The 22,991-nt window shown below is 36.8% G+C and carries 18 protein-coding genes; 12 read left to right on the top strand and 6 right to left on the bottom strand.

Features of this window, described 5'->3' with window-relative positions; translation table 11 throughout:
• The first annotated feature begins 30 nt into the window (after positions 1-30).
• A complete protein-coding gene (locus tag INT04_RS06465; protein ID WP_193015335.1) occupies positions 31-1,779 on the top strand; it encodes an ABC-F family ATP-binding cassette domain-containing protein in 1,749 nt (582 codons plus the stop codon).
• Between the two features lie 59 nt (positions 1,780-1,838).
• On the opposite strand, the gene yqfB is transcribed toward INT04_RS06465, so the two are convergent.
• Positions 1,839-2,159 (bottom strand): N(4)-acetylcytidine aminohydrolase, encoded by a 321-nt coding sequence (yqfB, locus tag INT04_RS06460; RefSeq protein ID WP_193015334.1) that lies wholly within the window; start codon positions 2,157-2,159, stop codon positions 1,839-1,841.
• Positions 2,160-2,533: 374 nt separating this feature from the next.
• Here yqfB and INT04_RS06455 point away from each other — a divergent pair, with 374 nt between their 5' ends.
• Positions 2,534-3,556: a methyltransferase gene (locus tag INT04_RS06455; RefSeq protein ID WP_226894003.1), complete on the top strand. Its 1,023-nt coding sequence runs from the start codon at positions 2,534-2,536 to the stop codon at positions 3,554-3,556.
• 73 nt (positions 3,557-3,629) lie between these two features.
• Here the strand turns inward: INT04_RS06455 and leuE are convergent, their stop codons facing one another.
• Positions 3,630-4,277, bottom strand: coding sequence for a leucine efflux protein LeuE (gene leuE, locus INT04_RS06450; RefSeq protein ID WP_193015333.1), 648 nt, complete (start codon positions 4,275-4,277; stop codon positions 3,630-3,632).
• Positions 4,278-4,825: 548 nt separating this feature from the next.
• Here leuE and INT04_RS06445 point away from each other — a divergent pair.
• Together INT04_RS06445 and INT04_RS06440 are read left to right on the top strand one after the other, a co-directional pair.
• Complete coding sequence (locus INT04_RS06445) at positions 4,826-5,938, top strand: NAD(P)/FAD-dependent oxidoreductase (protein WP_193015332.1); 1,113 nt, start codon at positions 4,826-4,828, stop codon at positions 5,936-5,938.
• Positions 5,939-5,947: 9 nt separating this feature from the next.
• A complete protein-coding gene (locus INT04_RS06440) occupies positions 5,948-6,715 on the top strand; it encodes a GNAT family N-acetyltransferase (protein ID WP_193015331.1) in 768 nt (255 codons plus the stop codon).
• Positions 6,716-6,768: 53 nt separating this feature from the next.
• Here INT04_RS06440 and INT04_RS06435 read toward each other — a convergent pair whose 3' ends face one another.
• A complete protein-coding gene (locus tag INT04_RS06435; protein ID WP_193015330.1) occupies positions 6,769-7,365 on the bottom strand; it encodes a sugar O-acetyltransferase in 597 nt (198 codons plus the stop codon).
• Between the two features lie 79 nt (positions 7,366-7,444).
• The gene (locus INT04_RS06430; protein WP_193015329.1) at positions 7,445-8,203 is read right to left on the bottom strand and encodes a DJ-1/PfpI family protein; all 759 of its coding nucleotides are present in this window, start codon (positions 8,201-8,203) and stop codon (positions 7,445-7,447) included.
• 85 nt (positions 8,204-8,288) lie between these two features.
• Here INT04_RS06430 and INT04_RS06425 point away from each other — a divergent pair, with 85 nt between their 5' ends.
• On the top strand, positions 8,289-8,900 hold the full coding sequence (locus tag INT04_RS06425) for a TetR/AcrR family transcriptional regulator (protein WP_193015328.1): 612 nt from the start codon (positions 8,289-8,291) through the stop codon (positions 8,898-8,900).
• A gap of 77 nt (positions 8,901-8,977) precedes the next feature.
• On the opposite strand, the gene INT04_RS06420 is transcribed toward INT04_RS06425, so the two are convergent.
• A complete protein-coding gene (locus tag INT04_RS06420; RefSeq protein WP_193015327.1) occupies positions 8,978-9,703 on the bottom strand; it encodes a sulfite exporter TauE/SafE family protein in 726 nt (241 codons plus the stop codon).
• 130 nt (positions 9,704-9,833) lie between these two features.
• Between INT04_RS06420 and INT04_RS06415 the strand changes: the two genes are divergently transcribed.
• From INT04_RS06415 to glgP, 6 genes are all read left to right on the top strand, one after another.
• A complete protein-coding gene (locus INT04_RS06415) occupies positions 9,834-10,715 on the top strand; it encodes a LysR substrate-binding domain-containing protein (RefSeq protein WP_193015326.1) in 882 nt (293 codons plus the stop codon).
• 365 nt (positions 10,716-11,080) lie between these two features.
• Complete coding sequence (glgB, locus tag INT04_RS06410; RefSeq protein ID WP_193015325.1) at positions 11,081-13,264, top strand: 1,4-alpha-glucan branching protein GlgB; 2,184 nt, start codon at positions 11,081-11,083, stop codon at positions 13,262-13,264.
• 1 nt (position 13,265) lies between these two features.
• Positions 13,266-15,335 carry a glycogen debranching protein GlgX gene (gene glgX, locus INT04_RS06405; RefSeq protein ID WP_193015324.1) on the top strand — a complete coding sequence of 690 codons (2,070 nt, stop codon included), beginning with the start codon at positions 13,266-13,268 and terminating at the stop codon, positions 15,333-15,335.
• 21 nt (positions 15,336-15,356) lie between these two features.
• Positions 15,357-16,706, top strand: coding sequence for a glucose-1-phosphate adenylyltransferase (gene glgC, locus INT04_RS06400; protein ID WP_193015323.1), 1,350 nt, complete (start codon positions 15,357-15,359; stop codon positions 16,704-16,706).
• Positions 16,703-18,136 (top strand): glycogen synthase GlgA, encoded by a 1,434-nt coding sequence (glgA, locus tag INT04_RS06395; RefSeq protein WP_193015322.1) that lies wholly within the window; start codon positions 16,703-16,705, stop codon positions 18,134-18,136. The genes glgC and glgA overlap by 4 nt, the downstream gene beginning before the upstream one ends.
• A 44-nt stretch (positions 18,137-18,180) precedes the next feature.
• Positions 18,181-20,631, top strand: a complete 2,451-nt coding sequence (gene glgP, locus INT04_RS06390; protein ID WP_193015321.1) for a glycogen/starch/alpha-glucan family phosphorylase — start codon at positions 18,181-18,183, stop codon at positions 20,629-20,631.
• A gap of 85 nt (positions 20,632-20,716) precedes the next feature.
• Here the strand turns inward: glgP and INT04_RS06385 are convergent, their stop codons facing one another.
• Positions 20,717-21,367 (bottom strand): helix-turn-helix transcriptional regulator, encoded by a 651-nt coding sequence (locus tag INT04_RS06385; RefSeq protein ID WP_193015320.1) that lies wholly within the window; start codon positions 21,365-21,367, stop codon positions 20,717-20,719.
• A 93-nt stretch (positions 21,368-21,460) separates the two neighbouring features.
• On the opposite strand from INT04_RS06385, the gene INT04_RS06380 reads away from it, so the two are divergent.
• A complete protein-coding gene (locus INT04_RS06380; protein WP_193015319.1) occupies positions 21,461-22,876 on the top strand; it encodes an MFS transporter in 1,416 nt (471 codons plus the stop codon).
• Positions 22,877-22,991: the final 115 nt, after the last annotated feature.

Genomic DNA, 22,991 nt, shown 5'->3' with positions numbered 1-22,991 from the left:
GTGTTTTTACGCCTAAAGAACGAGTAAGCTATGAGCACATTATTATCTACACAAAATCTGTCTTTCCATAATAACCACGGTTTATTATTAAACGATATTTCTTTAGCACTCATTAAAGGCGAGAAAATTGGTTTAATTGGTTATAACGGTTGCGGTAAAAGTACATTATTAAAACTTTTATCACATCAACTAGCACCAAGTGAAGGTGTTATTTCCATTGCTAACCAAACAGTGATGGCTTATATAGAACAGCATCTACCCGCTGAGTTATCGTCAATGACATTAATGAATGCGGTTCTTCATAAACTTCCTGCAGGTTCAAGATTATCTGAAGGTTGGCGAGCTGAATTATTGCTAAGTGAAATGGGGTTTAAGCTACACGAAAAAGACTTGCTTGTTTCGCAATTAAGTGGAGGTCAACATACTCGCTTATTATTAGCAAGAGCGTTAATTATTGAACCAGATTTATTGTTATTAGATGAACCGAGTAATCACCTCGATTTACCAACTATTTTATGGTTAGAAACGTTTCTTAAACAATGGCGTGGTAGTTTTATTCTCGTGTCACATGATAATACGTTATTAGACAATGTGACAAATTGTACGTGGATCATTCGTGATAAAGCGTTATCTATCTTTCGCTTACCCTGCTCTCAAGCTAGAGTTGCACAAGAAGAGCAAGATATGAGTGCACAACATCGTCGTGATGCACAACAAAAAGAGATTGATAGAATAGCCCAAAGTGCGAAGCAACTCGCAGCATGGGGTCATGTTTATGACAATGAAAGTTTATCTCGTAAAGCAAAACAGATGGAAAAACATATTGTTCGCTTAAAAGATGAACAAACCGAGATTACCGCTGGAAATCAATGGAGATTGCAATTTTCTGGCACAACATTGCGTGCTGATAGACTTTGTGAACTCAATCAACTGTCTGTTATTCCAGCAGAAAATGCCCCTGTTTTATATACAGTCGAGACTCAGCGTATTAAAAGTGGTGATCGGGTGGCAATAATTGGCGCTAATGGAACAGGAAAGTCATCATTATTAAAAATGATTTGGTCACTTAGCTCGGTTGAAACAAATAAACAAAGTGAAATAAGGTTACATCCTCGCGTTGAACTGGGATATTACGATCAAAAAATTGCTCAATTAATTGATAGTAATTCACTTTCTGATGCATTAAAACCCTTTGCCCTATTAACGGATGAACAACGAAAAATGGCACTGATTAGTGCTGGCTTTGTTTATATACGTCATGGGCAAAAAGTAAGCACGTTAAGTGGTGGTGAACGTGCTCGTTTGCTATTTGTGGGTCTTAGTTTGGCTAAATATTCATTGTTAATGCTGGATGAACCCACTAACCATATAGATATGGACGGCAAAAAAGCATTGTCTGAACAAATTAGTCAATTCCCTGGTGGTGTTTTATTAGTTAGCCATGATAGAGAATTGATCGAAAGTAGCTGTAATCGTTTTTGGTATATTCATAATGGTGTTTTAACAGAACATTATGATATTGAAACTATTTATCAGCTTATTTCAAAAGAAGAAATACCAAACTCGCAGATAATGGATGAAAAATCTGATTTACAGAATATTTCATCAGCCCCATTAGTTTCACATCATGACGATGATGAAAAACTGTTTAAGCTAATCGAATTAGAAGAGAAGTTAAAGGCTGATTTAGCACGTAAAACTAACCATCAAAAACCTGCTTTGCAGGCTCAATGGAAATTAGAAATTAACAATCTAAAACAATCACTTAAGTTGATTTAAAACAGATAAGATTTTGTTTAAGTAAAAAGGATCACAGTGTGATCCTTTTTTATTTATTCTTATTTTACCAACTGATATTCAATAAGATATAAAGATTGCGTTGTTGGATAAATATCTTTAATTAATGCCTTTAATACGGGAAGTGTCATACCTTCTTGTTGTGCATGATACTCATTAATCTCGTCATACTTTAAGGGCGATACAGCGATAATTTTTAATTTTCCATAGTAAGTGCGGTGCTCATTGGCAAATAATTCAACCACACTGCCCGGTTTATAATGACTTTCATTTTCATCTCGAATGGTAATGACTTTTTTTTCTTCGAGAATTGAAGGTATTAAGCGCTCAAAAAAAGTGATTTCTGTAGGATTAGATGACATTATATTGCTCTTGAATATATTGATAACTTGCTGATTATATTATCATGTATTCTCTCTTTTTTATTTATTTTTATCATATTGAAAGTACATAAATTCACTAAACTAAAAAGTATTTTAAAGAGTATAGCGTGAAATTAACGCGGTAATAGGTTTAATGTCTTGCTGATTTTTTTATAAAAACATTATGTAATAATCTCATTAACTATTAAATTATAAATCAATGTAAATATAGTTTATATAAACTATTACATTATTTATTGCCATAAATTAATAATGTTTATTTTGAAAAATAATTTAGATGATAATATCACCATTTAAAATAATAAATAAAATAACAAAATAAATATTTAAATAATAATAAAATAGGATTTAATATGGAAAATAATACTGTTAATTTCAAGAATAAAGCTGCTGCTATTGATTTAATGAAAAAAACAATGCTTTTTACTATTCCTGCCGCATTAAGAGCTGCCTCATTATTAAAAGTGGCTGACTTACTTAAAGAGGGTCCTAAAAATGTAAATGAATTAGCTAAAGAAACAAATACATTACCATTAGCATTAAATAGAATATTAAGGATCCTCGCATCTGAAAATATTTTTTATGAATCAGATGGTTTAAATTATTCACTTGCGCCTGCGGGACACTTTTTACTAAGTGATCATGAATATACATTGCGTGACTCTATATTAATGTTAACCAATGAAACATTTTGGAGACCCGTTGGGGAGGTTGTTGAATCTCTTAAGGGGAATCCTGCTTTTGAGAACCTCTATGGTATGTCCTTCTATGAGTATTGGAAAGATAATGTTCGTGAAGATCATGATTTTCAAGTAGGAATGAACTCACTGTCAAAAATAGAAAATCACTTTATTGTAAAACATTACGACTTTCCTAAAAATACAGTCGTTACCGATATTGCTGGCGGTTTAGGAGGCTTATTATTAGAAGTATTAAAAACCAATCCAACGCTAAAAGGACAGCTATTTGATCGCAAACATGTATTAGAAAGAACTCGATTAGTCGAACTAGGTGATGATAGTCGATGGAAATTAATTGAAGGCGATCTTTTTGGTGATTTCCCTGAATCAGATATTTATTTAATTAAATACATTATTCATGATTGGGATGATCAAAGTGCAGTGACTTTCTTTAAAAACTTTAGAAAAGCAATGAAACCAGATTCTAAAGTTCTTATTATAGAACCTGTTATCTTTAAGAAAAATATACCCGACACAGCGAAATATATGGATGTGATTTGTATGAGTGGATTCCCTGAATCAGGTGAAAGAACAGTCGATGAATTTGAAAGATTATTAGATCAAGCAGATTTGAAGATAAATAAATTTATTAAAACAGATACTTATCACGTTATATTAGAAGTTGTCATAAAATAATAAAAATATTATTTTGGCAAGAAAAAAGCCACTACACAGTGATGTGAAGTGGCTTTTATATTTAAAATTAAATCTAAGCTGTTAAAGCAAGTTTGGCACCAAAAAGTAAGAATACTGCACCAATACAACTATTTGATAATGAGGCTAAACGCTTGTTGTGTTTTACTTTATTCGTAATAGCCACACCACCAAAAATAAGAATAGATAAATACAGCATACTGCATGTCTCTAAAATTGCGCCTAATACGAAAAATGGAATACCTGCATTTTCATATTTAGGATCGATAAACTGAATAAAGAAAGAGACATAAAAAATGATCATCTTTGGGTTAAGCATACTTAAAAACAGTGCTTTAACATAAAGGCCTTCCTTTGCTTTTTCGGTCACTTCTAATGCTTGTTCCGCTGTTTCTTTTTTCTTTTGAAACGTAGCGTATAATGTTTTCAACCCTAAATAGGTTAAATAAAGAGCACCTGCATATTTAATAACAATAAAGAAAACGGGTGAAGTCTTGACTAATGAAGCAACCCCCAAAAATGCCAAAAAGATTAATAATGCATCACCCGTAAAAACACCAAGAGCGGCTTTATACCCCCCTTTTACCCCATGCTTCGCACTGGAAGTAAGGACGAAAATCGAGTTTGGACCTGGAATTAAGGTAATAAAAATAACGCCTAAAAGGTATGTCCAAATATTTGAAATACCGATACTTTCTAACATACGACGCCTTTTTTAAAAAAATAACATGCTGAATATATGAGCTATCATATCCATAATAATATTTTTATAAAACAATAATCTTCATATGGCATAAAAATAAGTTAATTATTCTACTTTTATTAATTAAAAGCAGTTTGTAAATCTTTTTTATTTATTGTTTTTAGATTAAAAGTCTGGTTTGAGTGTGCGTTATAGTACGATGCTGAAATTAAAAAATTAACGGTAAAAAAAACCATATTTACCTCTCAAACCAAACTTATAAACTGGAATTTAAGTGATCTTTAGATGTAATGTCCCATTGTTTGTTTTGTGTTATGGTTTATTATTCTATTTGTGATCTCACTCTAAATATTATTTTGAAAGCCAGAATAAAAACATTCAATATCTCCATGAAAAATAACAAATTTTGTTAAATGTTATTTTTATTGATTAGCACGAAAAGTGAGAGGATAAAGAAGATTATTTTTATTAAAACTATTATTCTATGTTGTTTTTTACTTTTAGTATAAAAAACAGCCTTACCGTATATTGCTGTTAAAGAGGATAAAATGGACATAAATACCTCATCGTTATTTCGACAACCGCAAAAGAAAATTATTATTATTGGTGCGGGTATTGTAGGAGTAATGCAAGCTTGGTATCTTGCGAAAATGAGTAATATGCAGATTATCTTATTAGATAAAGCTGATGCTGGGCTCGGTGCTACCAAGGCTTCTTTTGCTTGGTTAAATGTCTCTTATGGACGGCCTGATGCTTATCAACAATTACGTTCTGAAGCGATTCATTCTTGGCGAATACTGGACAAACAGACACAAGGAAAATTGAATATTGATTGGTCTGGCGCAATAAGTTGGATGTCTTCTGATGAAGAAACTGCACAATTTATTCAATTACACCATCAAGCAGGTTTTAATGTTCAAACATTAAATAAAGCACAACTTATTCATAAAGTTCCTCAATTATCACAACCACCAGAATTAGCTGCATTTGCGAGCGATGAAGGTGCAGTAGATCCCCTTCACGCTATTAACGTGTTATTACAACAAGCTCAAGAGATGGGCGTGAAATATTATGCTAATACCGAAGTTACACGTTTGTTACAAGATAAACATCGCATTATTGGCGTAGAAACAACAAAAGAAAAAATACAGGCTGATCATGTTATTTTAACGGCAGGTGTGGGTTCTTTGGCACTGCTGGCAGAGAAAGATATTGATTTACCTTTATCTGCATCACCGAGTATTTTACTTAAGTTAACATCTGATGCAAAAAACGCATTTTTGCCTTGTATTATCTCAACGCCAGAAATGGAGTTACGTCCCTTTGCTCAAAATGAGATTATTGCGGCTGAAGATTACATAGATAATAGTGATGAACATCACCCTGAGCACATTGCATCCCATGCACAAGCGACTTTTTATGATAATTTTACGCAAACAGGTAAACTAACGATTAAAAAGGTTATTGTGGGTGAAAGGCCCATGCCTAAAGATGAAATGCCAATTATTGGAGAAGTATCTCCTTATCAGGGACTATATCTTGTTACTATGCACGCCGCCGTGACATTGTCACCTTTATTATGTGAATTAGTTGCACAAGAACTCATTGACGAAAAAGCGAATCCTCGATTAACTCCTTATCGCTTATCACGATTTAGCTAGAGAACCATTATGGATGCACAACTGTATAAAGAATTTAAAATAGTAGAAAAAGCCTTTTGGTCAGAAATTTGCGAAAATAATATTCGTATTGGTGATCATACACACTGCTTTATGACACCAATGGATGCGCCTATTTTTAACTTCATTTATTTACGTCAAGGCGCAACAGAAGGCTCGTTCCAGCAAGCAAGTACCCTTTTCTCCTCACAGAAAAAAGGCCATATTTTAGTTTTACCTGAATCTTTATTACCTGAATTTGAAGAGATCATAAAAAATGCAGGTTATACCGGTGATGGTATGACAACAGCAATGTATCTGACATTATCAGAAGCCGTGTATCCCCCTTATAGAAATAACCCTTGCGATATTATTTTAACTAATCATAACCTCGAGCAATGGGCTCACCCATTAAAAACGGCGTTCCCTGTAGGGGATGACAGTGATGATACGATTGTTAATGAATATATTCGTTATCACCAAAAAGCATTAGATAATGGTGCAACTATTTTTCATTACGCTTTATTAGTTGAAAATCAACCCGTCTCTTCATTAACGTTAACGTTGCATGAAAATTTAGCGCGTTTTGATGATATTGGGACAGATGTCGCTTATCAGGGTAATGGCTATGCGACTCATTTGATTAAACATGTTTTAGAGTTTTGCCGCGAGCAAGGCGTAGAGCGTTGTTTCTTAGATGCCTCTGCGGACGGTTTAGCGCTGTACCGAAAATTTGGGTTTAAATCACTCTATAATTATCTCAGTTTCATTAAAGAATAATCATATAGCTGGGCTCAATTTATTTTAATTTATTGAGCCCAGCTTAAACCTATTTAAGCACTAAGCCTTTTTTCAGCCTCTATTTTATCTTTTTCACTAACTTGTCTTATCACGCGACAAGGATTACCCACTGCAACAGAATTAGCTGGAATAGACTTCGTTACGACACTGCCCGCACCAATTACGCAATTATCGCCGATTGTTACGCCAGGCAAAACTAAACAACCTGCGCCAAGCCAAACATAATTACCAATTGTAATGGGTAATGCATATTCAAGTTCACTGCTCCGTATTTCAGGATCAATAGGATGTGTTGCTGCTAAAATACTCACATTAGGCGCACACATCACATGGTGACCTATTTTGACAGAAGCACAATCTAAAATAGTTAAATTAAAATTAGCGTAAAATGCCTCACCAATTTCTATTAATTCGCCGTAATCACAATGAAATGGGGGTTCAATTGTGAAGTTATCACCTGTTTTTCCTAAAAGCTGTTTTAAATAGCCTTTTCTTTTTTCAATTTCAGAGGGACGCGTCATATTGAAATCATAAATAATTTCGCGCGCTTTTACTCTAAGTGGCTCTAAACTATCATCTTTACTGGCATGGTAAAGATGGCCTGATACCATTTTTTCGTATTCTGTCATTGTAATTCTCCGAATTTGAAATAAAACAGTTTAGATAAACTTTAATTTATTTCCCCATTCTAACGTTAATTACTCTAGATTAACGGCTCTTTTTATAGCCATTAAGTGCAGCTTGATGAAATTGAGCATTTAAATTCGCGGTCAAACTTTGTGAAATGGCTGTCATTTCAGGACCCGCTAGCCTTGGCGAGCCTGTCCCAAAAGGTGGACGAGGATCATATTCAATTGCTAATTCAACTAATTGTGCAAAAGGTGTTCCTAACAATTGCGCTAATACTAATAACGAGGCATCAAAAGAGCCAGTTGCTGGCCCTGAAGTATAAATATTGCCATCAATCACTACATCGCTTCCACCTACGGCTATGGCTCCCATATCAGGTAACATAGGAACAACATTCGAATTACTGGTTGCCCTTTTGCCTTTTAATAAACCTGCCGCACCTAAAACTAATGATCCATAGCAAGTACCAATTACATAACGGGTTTTATTGCCCATTCTAGCAAAGAATGCCAGAGTCTCTTCATCTTCCACTATTTCTGGTGGCACCATTCCTACAACTAATACATCAAGATCGTCAGGGCACTCATCAAAAGTCATAGTCGGCATTGTTGGCCAACCAATATAACCTTCAACTAATTCTTTCTTTTTCCAAATAAAATAGATTTCTGCACTTGCAATGGTGAATACTGATTGAGCGCCATTAATATCCATGGGCATAAAACCAGGGCAGACAAAAATACCGATTTTTAAGGGTTTAGGTTGCTGTTTTCGGCCCTCTTCAACAAGCTTAATGATGGAAGGCATATTTTTTCCATACAGCATTTCATTGTGATTCATTTTATTTTCCTATTTTGTACTGGTTAGTAAAATAATGACATTTGTTTTATACTGAGTAAACAAATTTCTTACTAATTGGTACAAAATGCAAAAGAAAGGCCGCCCTCGTCGTTATGATAGCGATACTGCACTTGAAAAAGTAATGGCATTATTTTGGCGAAAAGGATTTACAGCAACATCAATGGATGATTTAGTCATCGAAACTCAAATGAATAAGCCAAGCCTTTATGCCGCCTTTGGTAACAAAGCGGCATTATATGAAAAAGCAATTGAGCGTTTTAATCAAATTGCTTCAACTCGCTATCGTCATGAATTAGAAAAGCAATCTCCCCAAGATACAATTATAAAAAGGGTGAAGCGCTATTTGGTTTCAGCTATTCATTTTTATACGGATAAGGAAGGGTTAACAGGATGTATGGTGCTTTCAACAGCAGTGACTGAAATTGCAGACCCTACAATAAAAACCTTGCTTAATCAGGTTATTGAGGCACAAACACAACAAGTTATTGATGCCTTGCAAGAAGCATTAAGCGCAGGTGAATTAAAAAAGGAAGTCGATATTCGTGTTGTTGCATTAGGTATAGTGGCACTTTTGCATTCTCTTTCATTAAGAGCCAGATCGGGCGCCACCGTGGATGAATTACTGCCATTAGCCGATATTTCACGAATGTTATTAATGCCTTATTTACCTGATTGAGAGGATAAGTAATGGCAATTAATTTAACCGTCTTACTCCATGAATAAAGGTGATTAACACAGCAATTAAGCTTTTAATTAGGCAATAACGCCATTAATCAGCAGTGAACCGCCTGCAAAAAGTAACATTGTATCTAACAGCCATTGAAATAATTTGGGCGTTAGCTTTAATACCAACTTTTTGCCTAAGTAATTTCCAACCGTTAAACCGCAACCAACAAGCGCACCACTGACTAAAATGAAGCTATTGATAGCGCCTAATTGGCTAAATGTTAGCGCTTTAGTCAGATAGATAACAAATGAGGCGGCCGCTTCTGTGGCAAGCAATGGCCCTAATGTCAAACCATATGCAGAAAATATAGGAATAGTAAGTGGTCCTGTTGAAAAAACAACGCCTGTTAAATAGCCGATAACAGCACCCGCAATAACAACTTGGTAAGTTTTCATTTTAATTTGATACTGACGTAATAAATGAATCACTGGGATCATTAAAATAAAGAATAAACCCATGCCAACATTGAGCCATGTTTCAGGCATTATCCATAGTGTATTGGCCCCTAAAACAACGGCAGGAATACCTGGTAACAGGTAATAAAATAGTGGCTTAAAATGTATACTATGACGCCATAAATAAATGCGAGATAAATTTCCCATCACAGAAGCAAGTGCCATAATGGGTACAGCTTCTTTTGCACCAAAAACATATGTAAGAGCAGGAATAAGTAAAATAGAAGATCCCGTTCCGACCACTCCGCTTATCACCCCTGAAAATACGGCTAATAAAATGACTGCGATAAAGCTCATTATCATCCTTTAAGTTCAATATGTTAAAGACGCTGTATCATACCTGCCTTCTTTATTTTTACCTGTGATAAAATGTCACAGTATTGTGAGTTTTAATCAGAAAGCCCGCCTAATCTATGACGAGAAAATTATGATAAGAAACCTTCCTCCCTTGCCTTCATTACGTGCTTTCTTAGTCGCTTGTCATAGCCAAAGTTACACCGAAGCTGCGCAAACACTGTGTGTCACCCATGGTGCAATTAGTCGTCATATTCAAGTAATTGAAAAATGGTTTGGTGTCACACTGTTTAATAAGCAAGGTTTACGTCGTGTACCCACTCCTTACGCATTAACATTGGCGCAAGAATTAAGTGGCGTATTTGATAAACTCAATGATATTGGATTTCGTTATGGTAATGGGGGAAAAAACGATATTTTAAATATCAGTGTTCCAACAACGCTATGTTTAAAATGGCTTATTCCAAGAATGGAGGATTTTTATCTTCACTATCCGAATGCCAATATTCAAATTGCTTCTGCAAATAGCGAGCGATTTCATTTAATCAGCCATGATGATTTAATTATTCGCCCTCAACCACAGCAACAAGAGTATTCCTCTATTGCTTTCTTAGAGGATATTCATTGTCTAATTGCCTCTGAAAAGTTATTAAATCGTTACAGCGTCACTAAATTTGAGGATGTTTTTGATTGCCCCGTTATTGATACCCTTACCCGTCCCGGTCATTGGCAACAATGGTTAATTGCGGCTCAGCTCAACACTCAACGCTCATTTTTACGTCACTATCGCTTTGATCACTTTCATATTTCTCTTCAAGCCATTATTGAAGGATTAGGTGTCGGTATTGGTCCAATTTCAATTTTATCGAATGAAATTAATAACGGCACTTTAAAAATCCTCTTTCCTGATATTCAAATTGCGCCTCTTCATTATTACGCCTTAACACCTCTGGGTGTACAAAAAACCAAAACACATCTCGATTTTGAACAGTGGCTTATTCAACAAAAAAGTTAATTTTACTAATGAAAAAAGTGATTATTTTTCATAATAATGGCGATTTTACTCCTATTGCTTATACTTTTTAAAACTAAATCTTATACGTTTTATTAAAATTATCTAATGTTACTCTTCTTTTTACGAGTAAGTAAAAACGCTATTCGTGCTGTTTTTATATTTCGTGATCTTCATCTGCCTGCACCCACAAATAGCTTTTGATTCAATATCATAAAAACAGAAAATAGGTATATTAACCTATATTAATTATTTATCTTTTAAATAATCTGTTATAAACACTTATTGTTTAACTTAAATTAACGTTCTATGCTGATATCTATATATAAAATTTACTAATTTATTTGCTGGCAACGAAGGACGATAAGATGTCTGTAGCTGTGACGAAAAAAGCAATAGAAAAACTAATTAATGGATATGAATCAGATCCTTTTGCACTGCTTGGAATGCATGAAACATCAGCAGGATTAGAAGTCCGTGCATTTTTACCTGATGCAGTCGCAGTCAGTGTCATTGATAGAAAAAATGGCCGAAATGTGGCGACATTAGAGCGTAAACATCCAAGTGGTTTTTTCTGTGGTGTTATCCCTCGACGTAAACGTCGTTTTAGTTACTGTTTAGATGTGACTTGGGAAAATGCACAAGGCGTTGTTGACGATCCTTATCAATTCGGCATTTTACTGCAAGAAATGGACATTTGGCTTTTAGCTCAAGGTCATCATTCCCGTCCTTATCAATGTTTAGGTGCACACCCTGCAAAACTGGGGGATATAGAGGGAATTACCTTTGCTGTATGGGCACCAAATGCGCAAAGTGTCAGTGTTGTGGGTGATTTTTCTTTCTGGGATGAACGGCGCTTCCCGATGCGATTACGTCGTGAAAGTGGAATTTGGGAGCTTTTTATTCCACAGGCACATCTTGGTGATTGTTATAAATATTCTATTCTGGATGCTAATGGCGATCGTCGATTAAAAGCAGACCCTTATGCTTTTGAAACACAAATACGACCTGAAACTGCATCCATCATCAATACATTACCTCCCATTAAACCAATGCCATTATCGCGACAGCAAGCGAATCAGCGAAATGCGCCTATTGCTATTTATGAAGTGCATTTAGGTTCATGGCGTCGTCATACCGATGATAACAGTTGGCTAAGTTATCGAGAATTAGCGGAACAGTTAATTCCCTATGTTAAAGAGATGGGTTTTACGCATATAGAACTACTACCTATTAATGAACACCCTTTCGATGGCTCATGGGGATATCAACCTTTGGGGTTATATTCTCCGACTCGTCGCTTTGGCTCACCGATGGACTTTCGCGACTTTATTGAAGCCGCCCATCAGGCTGAAATCAAGGTTATTTTAGATTGGGTTCCTGGCCATTTTCCTGAAGATGATTATGGTTTACGCAATTTTGATGGGACTTCTCTCTACGAATATGCCGATAGGCGTGAAGGCTTTCACCCCGATTGGAATACCTTGATTTATAACTATGGTCGTAATGAAGTACTCAATTATCTTTCTGGTAATTTATTGTATTGGCATGAGCATTTTGCACTTGATGGTTTCCGCGTTGATGCTGTTGCTTCAATGCTTTATCGTGACTATAGCCGAAAAGAAGGCGAATGGATCCCCAATAAACACGGGGGCCGTGAGAATTTAGAAGCGATTGATTTCATTCGTCATACGAATAAATTATTAGGTACTACTTGTCCAGGTGTTATCACAATAGCCGAAGAGTCTACTGATTTTCCAGGTGTAACGTTGCCTCCTGATGATGGTGGATTAGGTTTTAATTACAAATGGAATATGGGCTGGATGCACGACACATTAGCGTATATGCAACGTGATCCTATCTATCGTAAATTCCACCATAATCAAATGACCTTTGGCATGCTCTATGCCTATAACGAAAATTTTGTTCTTCCTCTTTCACATGATGAGTTTGTTCATGGCAAAGGGTCATTAATTGGCCGAATGGTAGGAGATGATTGGCAAAAATTTGCTAATTTACGTGCCTATTTAGGCTTTATGTGGGCTTACCCCGGTAAAAAGCTGCTGTTTATGGGATGTGAGTTTGCACAATGGCGTGAATGGAACCACGACAATAGCTTAGATTGGCATCTTCTTGAAACGCCCAATAGCCCACATCAAGGTGTTCAACACTTTGTACGTGACCTAAATCTTTCTTATCAAGCTCATCCACCGCTTTATGAATGTGATTTCGAACGTGAAGGCTTTGAATGGTTAACCGTTGATGATCATGACAATTCTGTCTTTGCTTTTTGCCGTAAAGATGCACAAGGCAATGAAATTATTGTTATCAGCAATTTTACCCCAGTGGTTCACCACAATTATGTGGTCGGCGTTAATAAAGCAGGAGCATATCAGGAAGTTCTAAACAGTGATTCTGAATTTTACAACGGAAGTAATGTGGGAAATTTAGGTGAAATAGCAACAACCGCAAATGTATTTAATGGTAAGCCTCATTCATTGTCACTGACGCTGCCACCACTTGCGACGATGTATTTAAGATTGAAGGATTAATATGTCTTTAGATTATGGTCGCCCTTTTCCTATGGGCAGTCATTATGACGGTTATGGTGTTAATTTTACGTTATTTAGTGAGAATGCCACTAAAGTCGTTCTTTGCCTATTTGATAAAGCAGGCAAAGAAATCCGCTATCCGTTACCTGGAAAAACCGGCTCTATTTGGCATGGATACTTACCCGGTGCAGGGCCGGGTTTGCATTATGGTTATCGTGTAGAAGGCGAATGGAACCCAGAACAAGGATTGTTCTATCAACCACAACAACTATTGTTAGATCCTTACGCAAAACAAGTGACGGGTATTGTTGATAACACATTACCTTATACATCGCCGGTTTTTAACGCATTAGAACATGATGACAGTGCCATAACACCTAAAGCGGTTATTATCGATGACAGTAGATGCTTTTGTCTCTCTTATAAAGAAAAAGGGACTTATCAACGTTTAAATACGCCTTGGTCAGAAACGATTATTTATGAAGGGCATGTTAAAGGACTCACAAAACTTCACCCTGAAATACCTGAAAAAATTGCGGGCACGTATGCTGCATTAGGTCATCCTGCTTTTATTTCACATTTAAAAAAATTGGGAATTACAGCATTAGAATTATTGCCTGTTCAATATCATTTAACAGAGCCTCATCTTCATAAAATCGGATTAAAAAATTATTGGGGTTATAACGTATTAGCGCCTTTTGCTTTATCAACACAATATTATTCCAATACCGGTCGGAATATTATGGATGAATTCCGAGAAGCAGTAAGGTGTCTACATAAAGCCAATATTGAAGTGATTTTAGATGTGGTTTTTAACCACACTGCGGAATTAAGTGATCAATTTGAAGGTTATATTGTTTCTCAACGTGGTATTGATAATAAAAGTTATTATTGGTTAAACGATGAAAATAAAGCCCAAAATTGGACAGGATGTGGCAATACGCTTAATTTAAGTCGCCCAGAAACGGTTCAATGGGTAATGGATTGTCTACGCTATTGGGTTATCGAATTTCATATCGATGGTTTTCGTTTTGATCTAGCAACAAGCCTTGGTCGAGTTCCTTATTTTGAGACACAATCCCCATTACTAACAGCCATTCGTCAAGATCCCCTTCTTTCACGTATTAAGCTTATCGCCGAGCCTTGGGATTTAGGTTCTGATGGCTATCAAGTCGGTAACTTCCCTGTGCCATTTACAGAATGGAATGATGGTTATCGCGATGTTATGCGTCGCTTTTGGTTATGGCGTGATGTCTCTATTGCGGCATTTACAGACCATATTACAGGCTCTGCAAAGCTGTACCATAAAAATGGCAGACCCCCCTATTCAAGTATCAATATGATAACCAGCCATGATGGCTTTACACTGCGGGATTTAGTGAGTTATCAGCATAAACATAACGAGGAGAATGGAGAATCAAACTTAGATGGGCATAACACCAATTACAGTGTCAATTTTGGTGAAGAAGGTTTGATTGTTAACGAAAAAATAAGCCAACACAGATTGCTTGCGACTCGAAATATGCTGGCAACCTTACTGCTTTCAAGAGGAACACCTCATTTACTCGCCGGTGATGAAGTGGGTAATACGCAATATGGTAATAACAACGCTTATTGTCAGGATAATAAAGTCAGTTGGATTAAATGGTTTCAACAACCTTATGACTTAACTGATTACATTCGCCACCTTATTGAATTACGTCACCAAATTACACCTTTAAGTTCGCTTAAATGGTGGGAAGAAGATAGCCAAAATGTTATTTGGCTTAATCAGAATGCTCAAACTATGAGTCATGAAGATTGGCAGCAACTTCCGCCCTCACCATTACAACTTCTTTTAGCACAACAATGGATCTTAATGATTAATCCGTTAAGAAACAGTGCTGTTTTTTCTTTACCTCAAGGGTCGTGGTCTTGCTTGCTTGATACAGCTAGCTGGCCTCATTGTCACCCAACACAATCTCAACATTGTGAAGTACAACCTAACAGTATCATCCTTTGGCGAAATAGCGTTTTTTATACTCAGTCTTCTACTGAAAAATTACCCAATATTTCCTCCCAAGTTAAGTAATTTGATTGGAGTGCTATAACTATGATGACAACAGAACAAGGCCAAAAATTAATGTTGGCACAACAACTTCCTAAAGAGGCAATTGCACTCGTTTTAGCGGGAGGTCGTGGTACACGCTTAAAAGCATTGACGGCAAAACGTGCAAAACCGGCGGTTTTCTTTGGCGGAAAATTTCGAATTATCGACTTTACGCTATCAAACTGTATTAACTCTGGGATCCGTCGTATTGGTGTAATTACCCAATATCAATCACACTCTTTAGTTCAGCATATCCAACGTGGCTGGTCATTCTTTAACGAAGATATGAATGAATTTGTTGACTTACTGCCTGCTCAACAACGCCGCAATACGGAACATTGGTATATGGGTACGGCTGATGCGATATATCAGAACCTTGATATTCTTCGTAGTTATAAAGCCAAATACGTGGTGATTTTAGCCGGTGACCATATCTATAAAATGAACTATGCTCGCTTGTTACTTGATCACGTTGAAAACAAATCAAAATTCACCGTTGCTTGTATTCGTGTTCCTAAAGAAGATGCCTTCCAATTTGGGATTATGGACATTGATGAAAATCGCCGAGTCCTTCATTTCTTAGAAAAACCATCAAATCCACCGTGTATTCCTGATGATCCTGATCACTCATTAGCCAGCATGGGAATTTATGTGGTCGATAGAGATTATCTTTTTGATCTATTAGAAGAAGATAGCCGTGACCCTAATTCTCATCACGATTTTGGCCAAGATATTATTCCTAAAATCACAGAGCGCGGTGATGTATTAGCTCACCCATTTGAGCTTTCTTGTGTGAGTTCTGATCCTTCTGTACCGCCATACTGGCGTGATGTAGGAACCATTGAAGCGTATTGGGCGGCAAACTTAGATTTAGCGTCTGTGACACCTGAGCTGGATATGTATGCGAAAGATTGGCCAATCCGTACCTTTATGACTCCGCTTCCCCCTGCAAAATTTGTACAAGATAACCATGGTGAGCACGGGCAAATGATGAACTCGTTGATTGCAGATGGCTGTATTATCAATGGGTCAACGCTCTATTCTTCTATTTTATTCCCTCTGGTTCGTGTTGAATCGTTCTGCCATATTGAAGATTCGGTCATTTTACCGGATGTAACTGTTAGCCATCACTGTTACTTAAAACGCTGTATTGTTGAGCGTAGCTGTACTATTCCTGAAGGTACGGTGATTGGCATGAATGCAGAAGACGATGCCGCTCGCTTCCATCGTACAGAAGAAGGCATTGTGCTGGTCACAAGAGAAATGCTTGAGCAATTAACACGTCAAGAAAAAGAAAATCCTACTGAAACAAAGACAGAGCCAAAACCTCAAAGTGAGGAGGCCTTTTCGTGAATGTTCTCCACTGCTGTTCGGAATTATTCCCTCTGCTGAAAACAGGGGGATTAGCTGATGTTATGGGATCTTTACCTTTAGCTCAGAAAAAAATAGGTTTAGATGCGCGGGTTGTTATACCCGCGTTTCCTGCGATTAAAGACAATATTGACTCACTAAAATTAGTCACCAATATTGATACTTTTGCTGGCAATATCTCTCTACTTTATGGTCAATATCAAGGTATTGATATTTATCTGATTGATGCCCCACATCTTTATCAGCGTACAGGCAGTCCTTATCATGATGAATACCAACATGCTTATAGTGATAATGTTTTTCGTTTTGCACTATTAGGTTGGGTTGCTAGCGAATTATCTGCAGGGTTAGATCCTTTATGGCGTGCAGATATTGTTCATGCTCATGATTGGCATGCAGGACTTGCTTGTGCTTATTTAGCTGTGAAACATTACTCGGCTAAATCTGTCTTTACTGTTCATAATTTAGCTTATAAAGGCGAGTTTTCTCCTTATCATCTTCATCAACTTGAATTACCTGATTACTGTTTTTCAATTAATGGATTGGAATATTATGGGCAAATGTCGTTCTTAAAAGCCGGTCTATTTTATGCAAATCACATTACGACAGTCAGCCCAACGTATGCCAAAGAGATCACAACGCATGAATTTGGCTATGGAATTGAGGGGTTATTGCGTCAACGTGCTGAAGAACAACGATTAAGTGGCATATTAAATGGTGTTGATGAGGCAATTTGGAACCCTGCAGCAGACAGTTTAATTGCACGTCGTTATGATGTTAAAAACCTCAATAAACGCCTAGAAAATAAAACGGCATTACAGAAAAAATGCGGCCTGCCTGTCAATAATAGCGCACCTCTTTTTGCTGTTGTAAGTCGCTTAACAGCACAAAAAGGACTCGATTTAGTCATTGACGTGTTGCCAGATATCGTTGATCAAGGTGGTCAATTTATTCTATTAGGCACAGGTGACAGTCATCTTGAAAGTGCATTTTTACACGCTCAAGAACAATATCCTCAACATGTTGCTGTTCATATTGGTTATGACGAAAGTTTTTCACATCAAGTTATTGCTGGCGCGGATGTCATCATGGTGCCAAGCCGTTTTGAGCCTTGTGGATTAACTCAGTTGTATGGCTTGAAATATGGCGCCCTTCCTTTAGTTAGACACACAGGTGGATTAGCCGACACAGTAAATGATTGCTCATTAGAAAATTTAGCTCATCACCAAGCTACGGGCTTTGTTTTCCATGAAGCAACATCAGATGATCTGCGTTTTGCAATCAATCGTGCTTTTACCTTATGGGGCATGCCGAAACAATGGCTACAAGTTCAAACTGATGCCATGAATCAAACTATTTTTAGTTGGGAAACTGCGGCCAAAACGTATGCTGCGTTGTATCACCGTTTATAGACATGATGTCTATTTGACCAGTGGATTACAAAAAGAGATTTATAATGAAAAAGTTATGTGAGTTTGATTATTTATCACCTGATAAGGATGTTGAATCATTAAAGCGTTCTATTGTTTACAAGCTAATGTTTATCGTTGGTACTTCGCCTAAATATGCCACAGAAACAGATTGGTTAAATGCAACCTCTTACGCGATTAGAGACCGTTTAGTTGAACGTTGGTTAAAATCGACTAAAGCAGAACTTTCACCGAAAGTAAAACAGGTTTATTACATTTCGATGGAATTTTTAATGGGTCGTTTTTTAACCAATGCGATGCTCTCTTTAGGTGTTTATCATGAAGTTAAAGACGCATTAAAAGAGCTAGGTCTTGATCTTGAAAAGCAAATTGAACTTGAACCTGATCCTGGTTTAGGTAATGGTGGTTTGGGTCGTTTAGCGGCATGTTTCCTTGATTCGTGTGCCACCTTGGGTTATCCCGTTACGGGGTATGGTATTCGTTATGAATATGGCATGTTTCGCCAACAAATCCAAAATGGTGAGCAACACGAAATTGCAGATAACTGGCTTGAAAAAGGTAACCCTTGGGAGTTTCCTCGTCATGACCTGCAATTTGAGGTGGATTTTGGTGGGCGCTTGCAACAAGAAGGCGATAAAAGCTATTGGGTTGATACCTTGAATGTGATGGCTCAACCTTATGATTCTATTGTCCCTGGTTATAACACGCAAGCAACAGATACCATTAGATTATGGTCAGCTAAAGCGAATAGTGCATTTAACTTGGGTAAATTCAATAAAGGAGAATATCTTGAGGCAACAGAGGCGAAAGATCGCTCTGAAAATATCTCTCGGATCCTTTACCCTGATGATTCAACCCTATCAGGTAAAATGTTACGTTTACAGCAAGAATACTTTTTAGTCAGTGCCTCTATTCAAGATATCTTGCAACGTCATTATCATCTGCATCAGCGCTTTGATAATCTAAAAGACTTTATTGCTATTCATCTTAATGATACTCACCCTGTTCTCGCAATTCCTGAATTGATGCGTCAACTTATCGACAATCATGGATTTAGTTGGGATGAAGCTTGGGAACAAACGATTTGCATTTTCTCATACACTAACCATACATTAATGGGGGAAGCATTAGAAACGTGGCCTGTTGATATGATTGGTCGCTCACTCCCCCGTCATTTACAAATTATTTTCCAAATCAATGATAAATTCTTAAAACAAGTTAAGGAACAGCATCCTAACGACAATGATTTATTACGTCGTGTTTCTATTATTGATGAAGAAAATGGTCGCAATGTTCGTATGGCATGGTTGGCTGTGATTATTAGTCATCAAGTCAATGGTGTTTCTGAGTTACATAGCCAATTAATGGTGCAATCCTTATTCGCTGATTTTGCAATGATCTACCCTAAGAAGTTCTGCAACATTACCAATGGGATCACTCCTCGTCGTTGGTTAGCATTAGCAAACCCATCCCTTTCTCAAGTAATTGATAGCCATATTGGAACTCAGTGGCGAACTAATTTAGAGCAACTGGGTGAATTAATGCCATTGGTGAAAAATAAAGCATTTTTACACCAATTAAAAGGCTCAAAAAGAGTGAACAAACAAAATCTTGCACAAATTATTAAGCAAGATTTAAATATTGATATCAATCCAGATGCGCTGTTTGATGTGCAAATTAAACGTATTCACGAATATAAACGCCAACTTCTCAATGTGTTAGGCATTATCACTCGTTATAATCGCATTTTAGAAAATCCAGAAAAAAACTGGGTACCTCGTGTGTTTATTTTTGGCGGTAAAGCAGCATCTGCATATTATAATGCGAAGAAAATTATCAATCTTATCAATGATATTGCAATGACGATTAATAATGATCCCCGCATTAAAGATAAGCTAAAAGTTATCTTTATTCCTAATTATGGTGTGAGCTTAGCGCAACATATTATTCCAGCAGCCGATTTATCAGAGCAAATATCATTAGCGGGTACAGAGGCTTCAGGTACAGGTAATATGAAATTTGCCCTAAATGGCGCATTAACCATTGGGACACTGGATGGTGCTAATATTGAAATTGGTGAACATGTTGGATTTGATAATATGTTTATCTTTGGCAATAATGCACAAGAAGTTGCTGAGCTAAGACAACGTTATTCACCTCGTCGTTACTATGATGAAGATATTGAGTTACACACTGTACTGAATCAAATTGCAAACGGCTTCTTCAATCAAGATTGTCCTGATAAATACAAATCAATTTTCGATAGTTTAATCGAGTTTGGTGACCATTATCAGGTACTTGCCGATTTCCGTAGTTATGTTGATACTCAAGATAATGTCGATGTTCTCTATCAAGATGAAGATGCATGGCTGAAAAAATCCGCCTTAAATATCTGCCAAATGGGCTATTTTTCTGCGGATCGTGCGGTGACAGAATATATGCAAAGAATTTGGAAAGCTTCTGCGATTACATTGTAAAAGTTAAGCTAAATTTCTAAGGAAAGAACACCAACCGCGCTTAATTGCGCGGTTTTTGTCTTTATTCCCAAAAGGAATATAGACATTAAATTTTAATTCGATAGGCACAACGTCTAGCACCTTCTAAAATATATTCAACACGCTGTAGTTCTACGCCTAGCGTTTCAGAAAATAACTCTTTTTCACTATTACAAAAGCCCTGACATACTTTAGCGGCTGCGCAAATTGGACAGTGATCTTCAATAAACAGATATTCGTTATCTTTGACCTGTTGCCAGTGTGCCATATAACCTTCTTGGCTACGTAATGTGGCTAAGATATCTAAACGCTCAGTAAGTTCATCCACATCTCTTATCGCTTGCGTATAGCGTTCATAGCTCTGTTTTTTTCGAGCAAGAATAATTTTTTCTATTGCACCTTCACCTAATTCTTCACGTATCGTGAGCAATATCTGTGCTGTCAATTCAGCATGTGTGTCAGGAAATTGTTTTTGCCCTAATTCGGTTAAATGCCAATATTGAATCGGTCGCCCCACACCCTTTGGCTCTGTTATTGCTTCAACAAATCCCGCATTAGCGAGTTTTACAAATTGTTGCCTTGCCGCTTCACTGCTGGTGCCAAGACGTTGCCCTACATCATTTGCTTGCATAGGCCCATGTTTTTTAATTAAAAATAAAATTTTATCACCTACACTGCGTTGCGCAGGGTAATTATATTCCAAGTTTTTTCTTGACATATTAAGCGTCTCAGTATTTATTAATCCAAGATTTATCTTGGTAATTTAACGAAGCTATGTCGGAATAGCAATAAAAGAAGGATATTTTTTCTAATGATCCCAACTAATAATAGCCAGTGGCGCGATCTTTTTTCAGGGAGAAATGGAGCAATTTCATTTGCACTTTCTTTTGGTGTCGTGATACATGCAATTAATATTTTAATGGCAACCACTATTTTGCCTTCTGTTGTCACCGATATTGGTGGGATGGAATTATACGCATGGAATACCACGTTATTTGTTGCTGCCTCTATTATTGGCTCTGTGTTATCAGCACGCTTATTAAGTTTATTAGACGCTAAAGGCGCTTATTTAGCAGCCACTGTACTCTTTTTTATAGGCAGTTTGCTGTGTGCCGTTGCCCCAAAAATGGAAGTGATGCTGGTCGGTCGTTTTGTTCAAGGCCTAGGCGGTGGGCTATTGTTTGCTCTTTCCTATGCGATGGTTAATATTGTTTACGACCAAGCTTTATGGCCTAGAGCCATGGCATTAATTTCAGGTATGTGGGGCGTTGCGACATTAATTGGCCCTGCCATTGGTGGTATTTTTGCGCAATTAGATGCTTGGCGATATGCCTTTGGTATTATGTTACCTGTAATGGTGCTTTATGGGGTTTATCTTTGGTTTATCTTACCTAAAAGGGAAAATAATACACCGAAATCGACCTCACAAAATTTACCTTACCTTCAACTGATTATTTTAACTGTTGCAGTACTGCTTATTTCATCCGGTAGCCTTTCTTCATCACTCACAATTAATTTGCTGAGTATCGTGGTGGTATTTGGCTTAATTGGTGTACTTATTTTGTGTGAAAAACGGCTTTCTGTTCGGTTATTACCTTCGAATACATTTAAAGGCCTTTCTTTGCATGCCCTTCTTTACCTTACCATTTCGTTATTAGCGATTGGCATGACATGTGAGATCTTTGTTCCTTATTATCTACAAAGCTTACATATGCAAACGCCTTTAGCGTCAGGTTATATGAGTGCATTAATGGCATTAGGATGGACTGTAGCTGAAGTGATTAGCGCCAGTTGGCAAGGGGCTAAAATGCGTTTTAGCATATTAAGTGGCCCTATTATTGTTTTTGTAGGATTATTAGCGTTAGCGTTTGTTATTCCAAACCCAATGTTGCAATCAGAAAATGCGGTTAGCCTTTCTATTATATTATTCGCTTTATTCTTAGTGGGTTATGGCATAGGTTTTGGATGGCCTCATCTATTAACACGCATACTGCAAGCCGCCTCAGAACAAGATAAAGATATTGCAGGAGCTTCTATTACCACTGTTCAGTTATTTGCAACTGCATTAGGTTCTGCATTTGCAGGTATGATAGTCAACCTAAATGGTTTTAATAGTGGTACACCTGAAGGGCTTTCATCATCGGCTTCTGCCCTATTCTTATTTTTAGCGTTAGCGCCGTTAATCGCGATTTACACGGCTTGGAAAATAACTCGTCGTTCTTATTAACGCTTTATATTTAATAATATTTTTCTAAAAATTAGAGGTGTATTTTACGCCTCTTTTTTTATGTATTAATTATCCAATTTAACGTTATTAAAAAAATAATAATATAAAACGTAAA

Source organism: Proteus sp. FME41, assembly GCF_014897315.1.
GTDB lineage: Bacteria > Pseudomonadota > Gammaproteobacteria > Enterobacterales > Enterobacteriaceae > Proteus.
The sequence above is the reverse complement of the archived record's forward strand: the minus strand, read 5'-3'. Positions and strand labels throughout refer to the sequence as shown.

Excerpts from the sequence above, each read along its gene's own strand:
- INT04_RS06465 (WP_193015335.1), top strand. The coding sequence starts at position 31 with ATGAGCACATTATTATCTACACAAAATCTGTCTTTCCATAATAACCAC.
- yqfB (WP_193015334.1), bottom strand. The coding sequence starts at position 2,159 with ATGTCATCTAATCCTACAGAAATCACTTTTTTTGAGCGCTTAATACCT.
- INT04_RS06455 (WP_226894003.1), top strand. The coding sequence starts at position 2,534 with ATGGAAAATAATACTGTTAATTTCAAGAATAAAGCTGCTGCTATTGAT.
- leuE (WP_193015333.1), bottom strand. The coding sequence starts at position 4,277 with ATGTTAGAAAGTATCGGTATTTCAAATATTTGGACATACCTTTTAGGC.
- INT04_RS06445 (WP_193015332.1), top strand. The coding sequence starts at position 4,826 with ATGGACATAAATACCTCATCGTTATTTCGACAACCGCAAAAGAAAATT.
- INT04_RS06440 (WP_193015331.1), top strand. The coding sequence starts at position 5,948 with ATGGATGCACAACTGTATAAAGAATTTAAAATAGTAGAAAAAGCCTTT.
- INT04_RS06435 (WP_193015330.1), bottom strand. The coding sequence starts at position 7,365 with ATGACAGAATACGAAAAAATGGTATCAGGCCATCTTTACCATGCCAGT.
- INT04_RS06430 (WP_193015329.1), bottom strand. The coding sequence starts at position 8,203 with ATGAATCACAATGAAATGCTGTATGGAAAAAATATGCCTTCCATCATT.
- INT04_RS06425 (WP_193015328.1), top strand. The coding sequence starts at position 8,289 with ATGCAAAAGAAAGGCCGCCCTCGTCGTTATGATAGCGATACTGCACTT.
- INT04_RS06420 (WP_193015327.1), bottom strand. The coding sequence starts at position 9,703 with ATGAGCTTTATCGCAGTCATTTTATTAGCCGTATTTTCAGGGGTGATA.
- INT04_RS06415 (WP_193015326.1), top strand. The coding sequence starts at position 9,834 with ATGATAAGAAACCTTCCTCCCTTGCCTTCATTACGTGCTTTCTTAGTC.
- glgB (WP_193015325.1), top strand. The coding sequence starts at position 11,081 with ATGTCTGTAGCTGTGACGAAAAAAGCAATAGAAAAACTAATTAATGGA.
- glgX (WP_193015324.1), top strand. The coding sequence starts at position 13,266 with ATGTCTTTAGATTATGGTCGCCCTTTTCCTATGGGCAGTCATTATGAC.
- glgC (WP_193015323.1), top strand. The coding sequence starts at position 15,357 with ATGATGACAACAGAACAAGGCCAAAAATTAATGTTGGCACAACAACTT.
- glgP (WP_193015321.1), top strand. The coding sequence starts at position 18,181 with ATGAAAAAGTTATGTGAGTTTGATTATTTATCACCTGATAAGGATGTT.
- INT04_RS06385 (WP_193015320.1), bottom strand. The coding sequence starts at position 21,367 with ATGTCAAGAAAAAACTTGGAATATAATTACCCTGCGCAACGCAGTGTA.
- INT04_RS06380 (WP_193015319.1), top strand. The coding sequence starts at position 21,461 with ATGATCCCAACTAATAATAGCCAGTGGCGCGATCTTTTTTCAGGGAGA.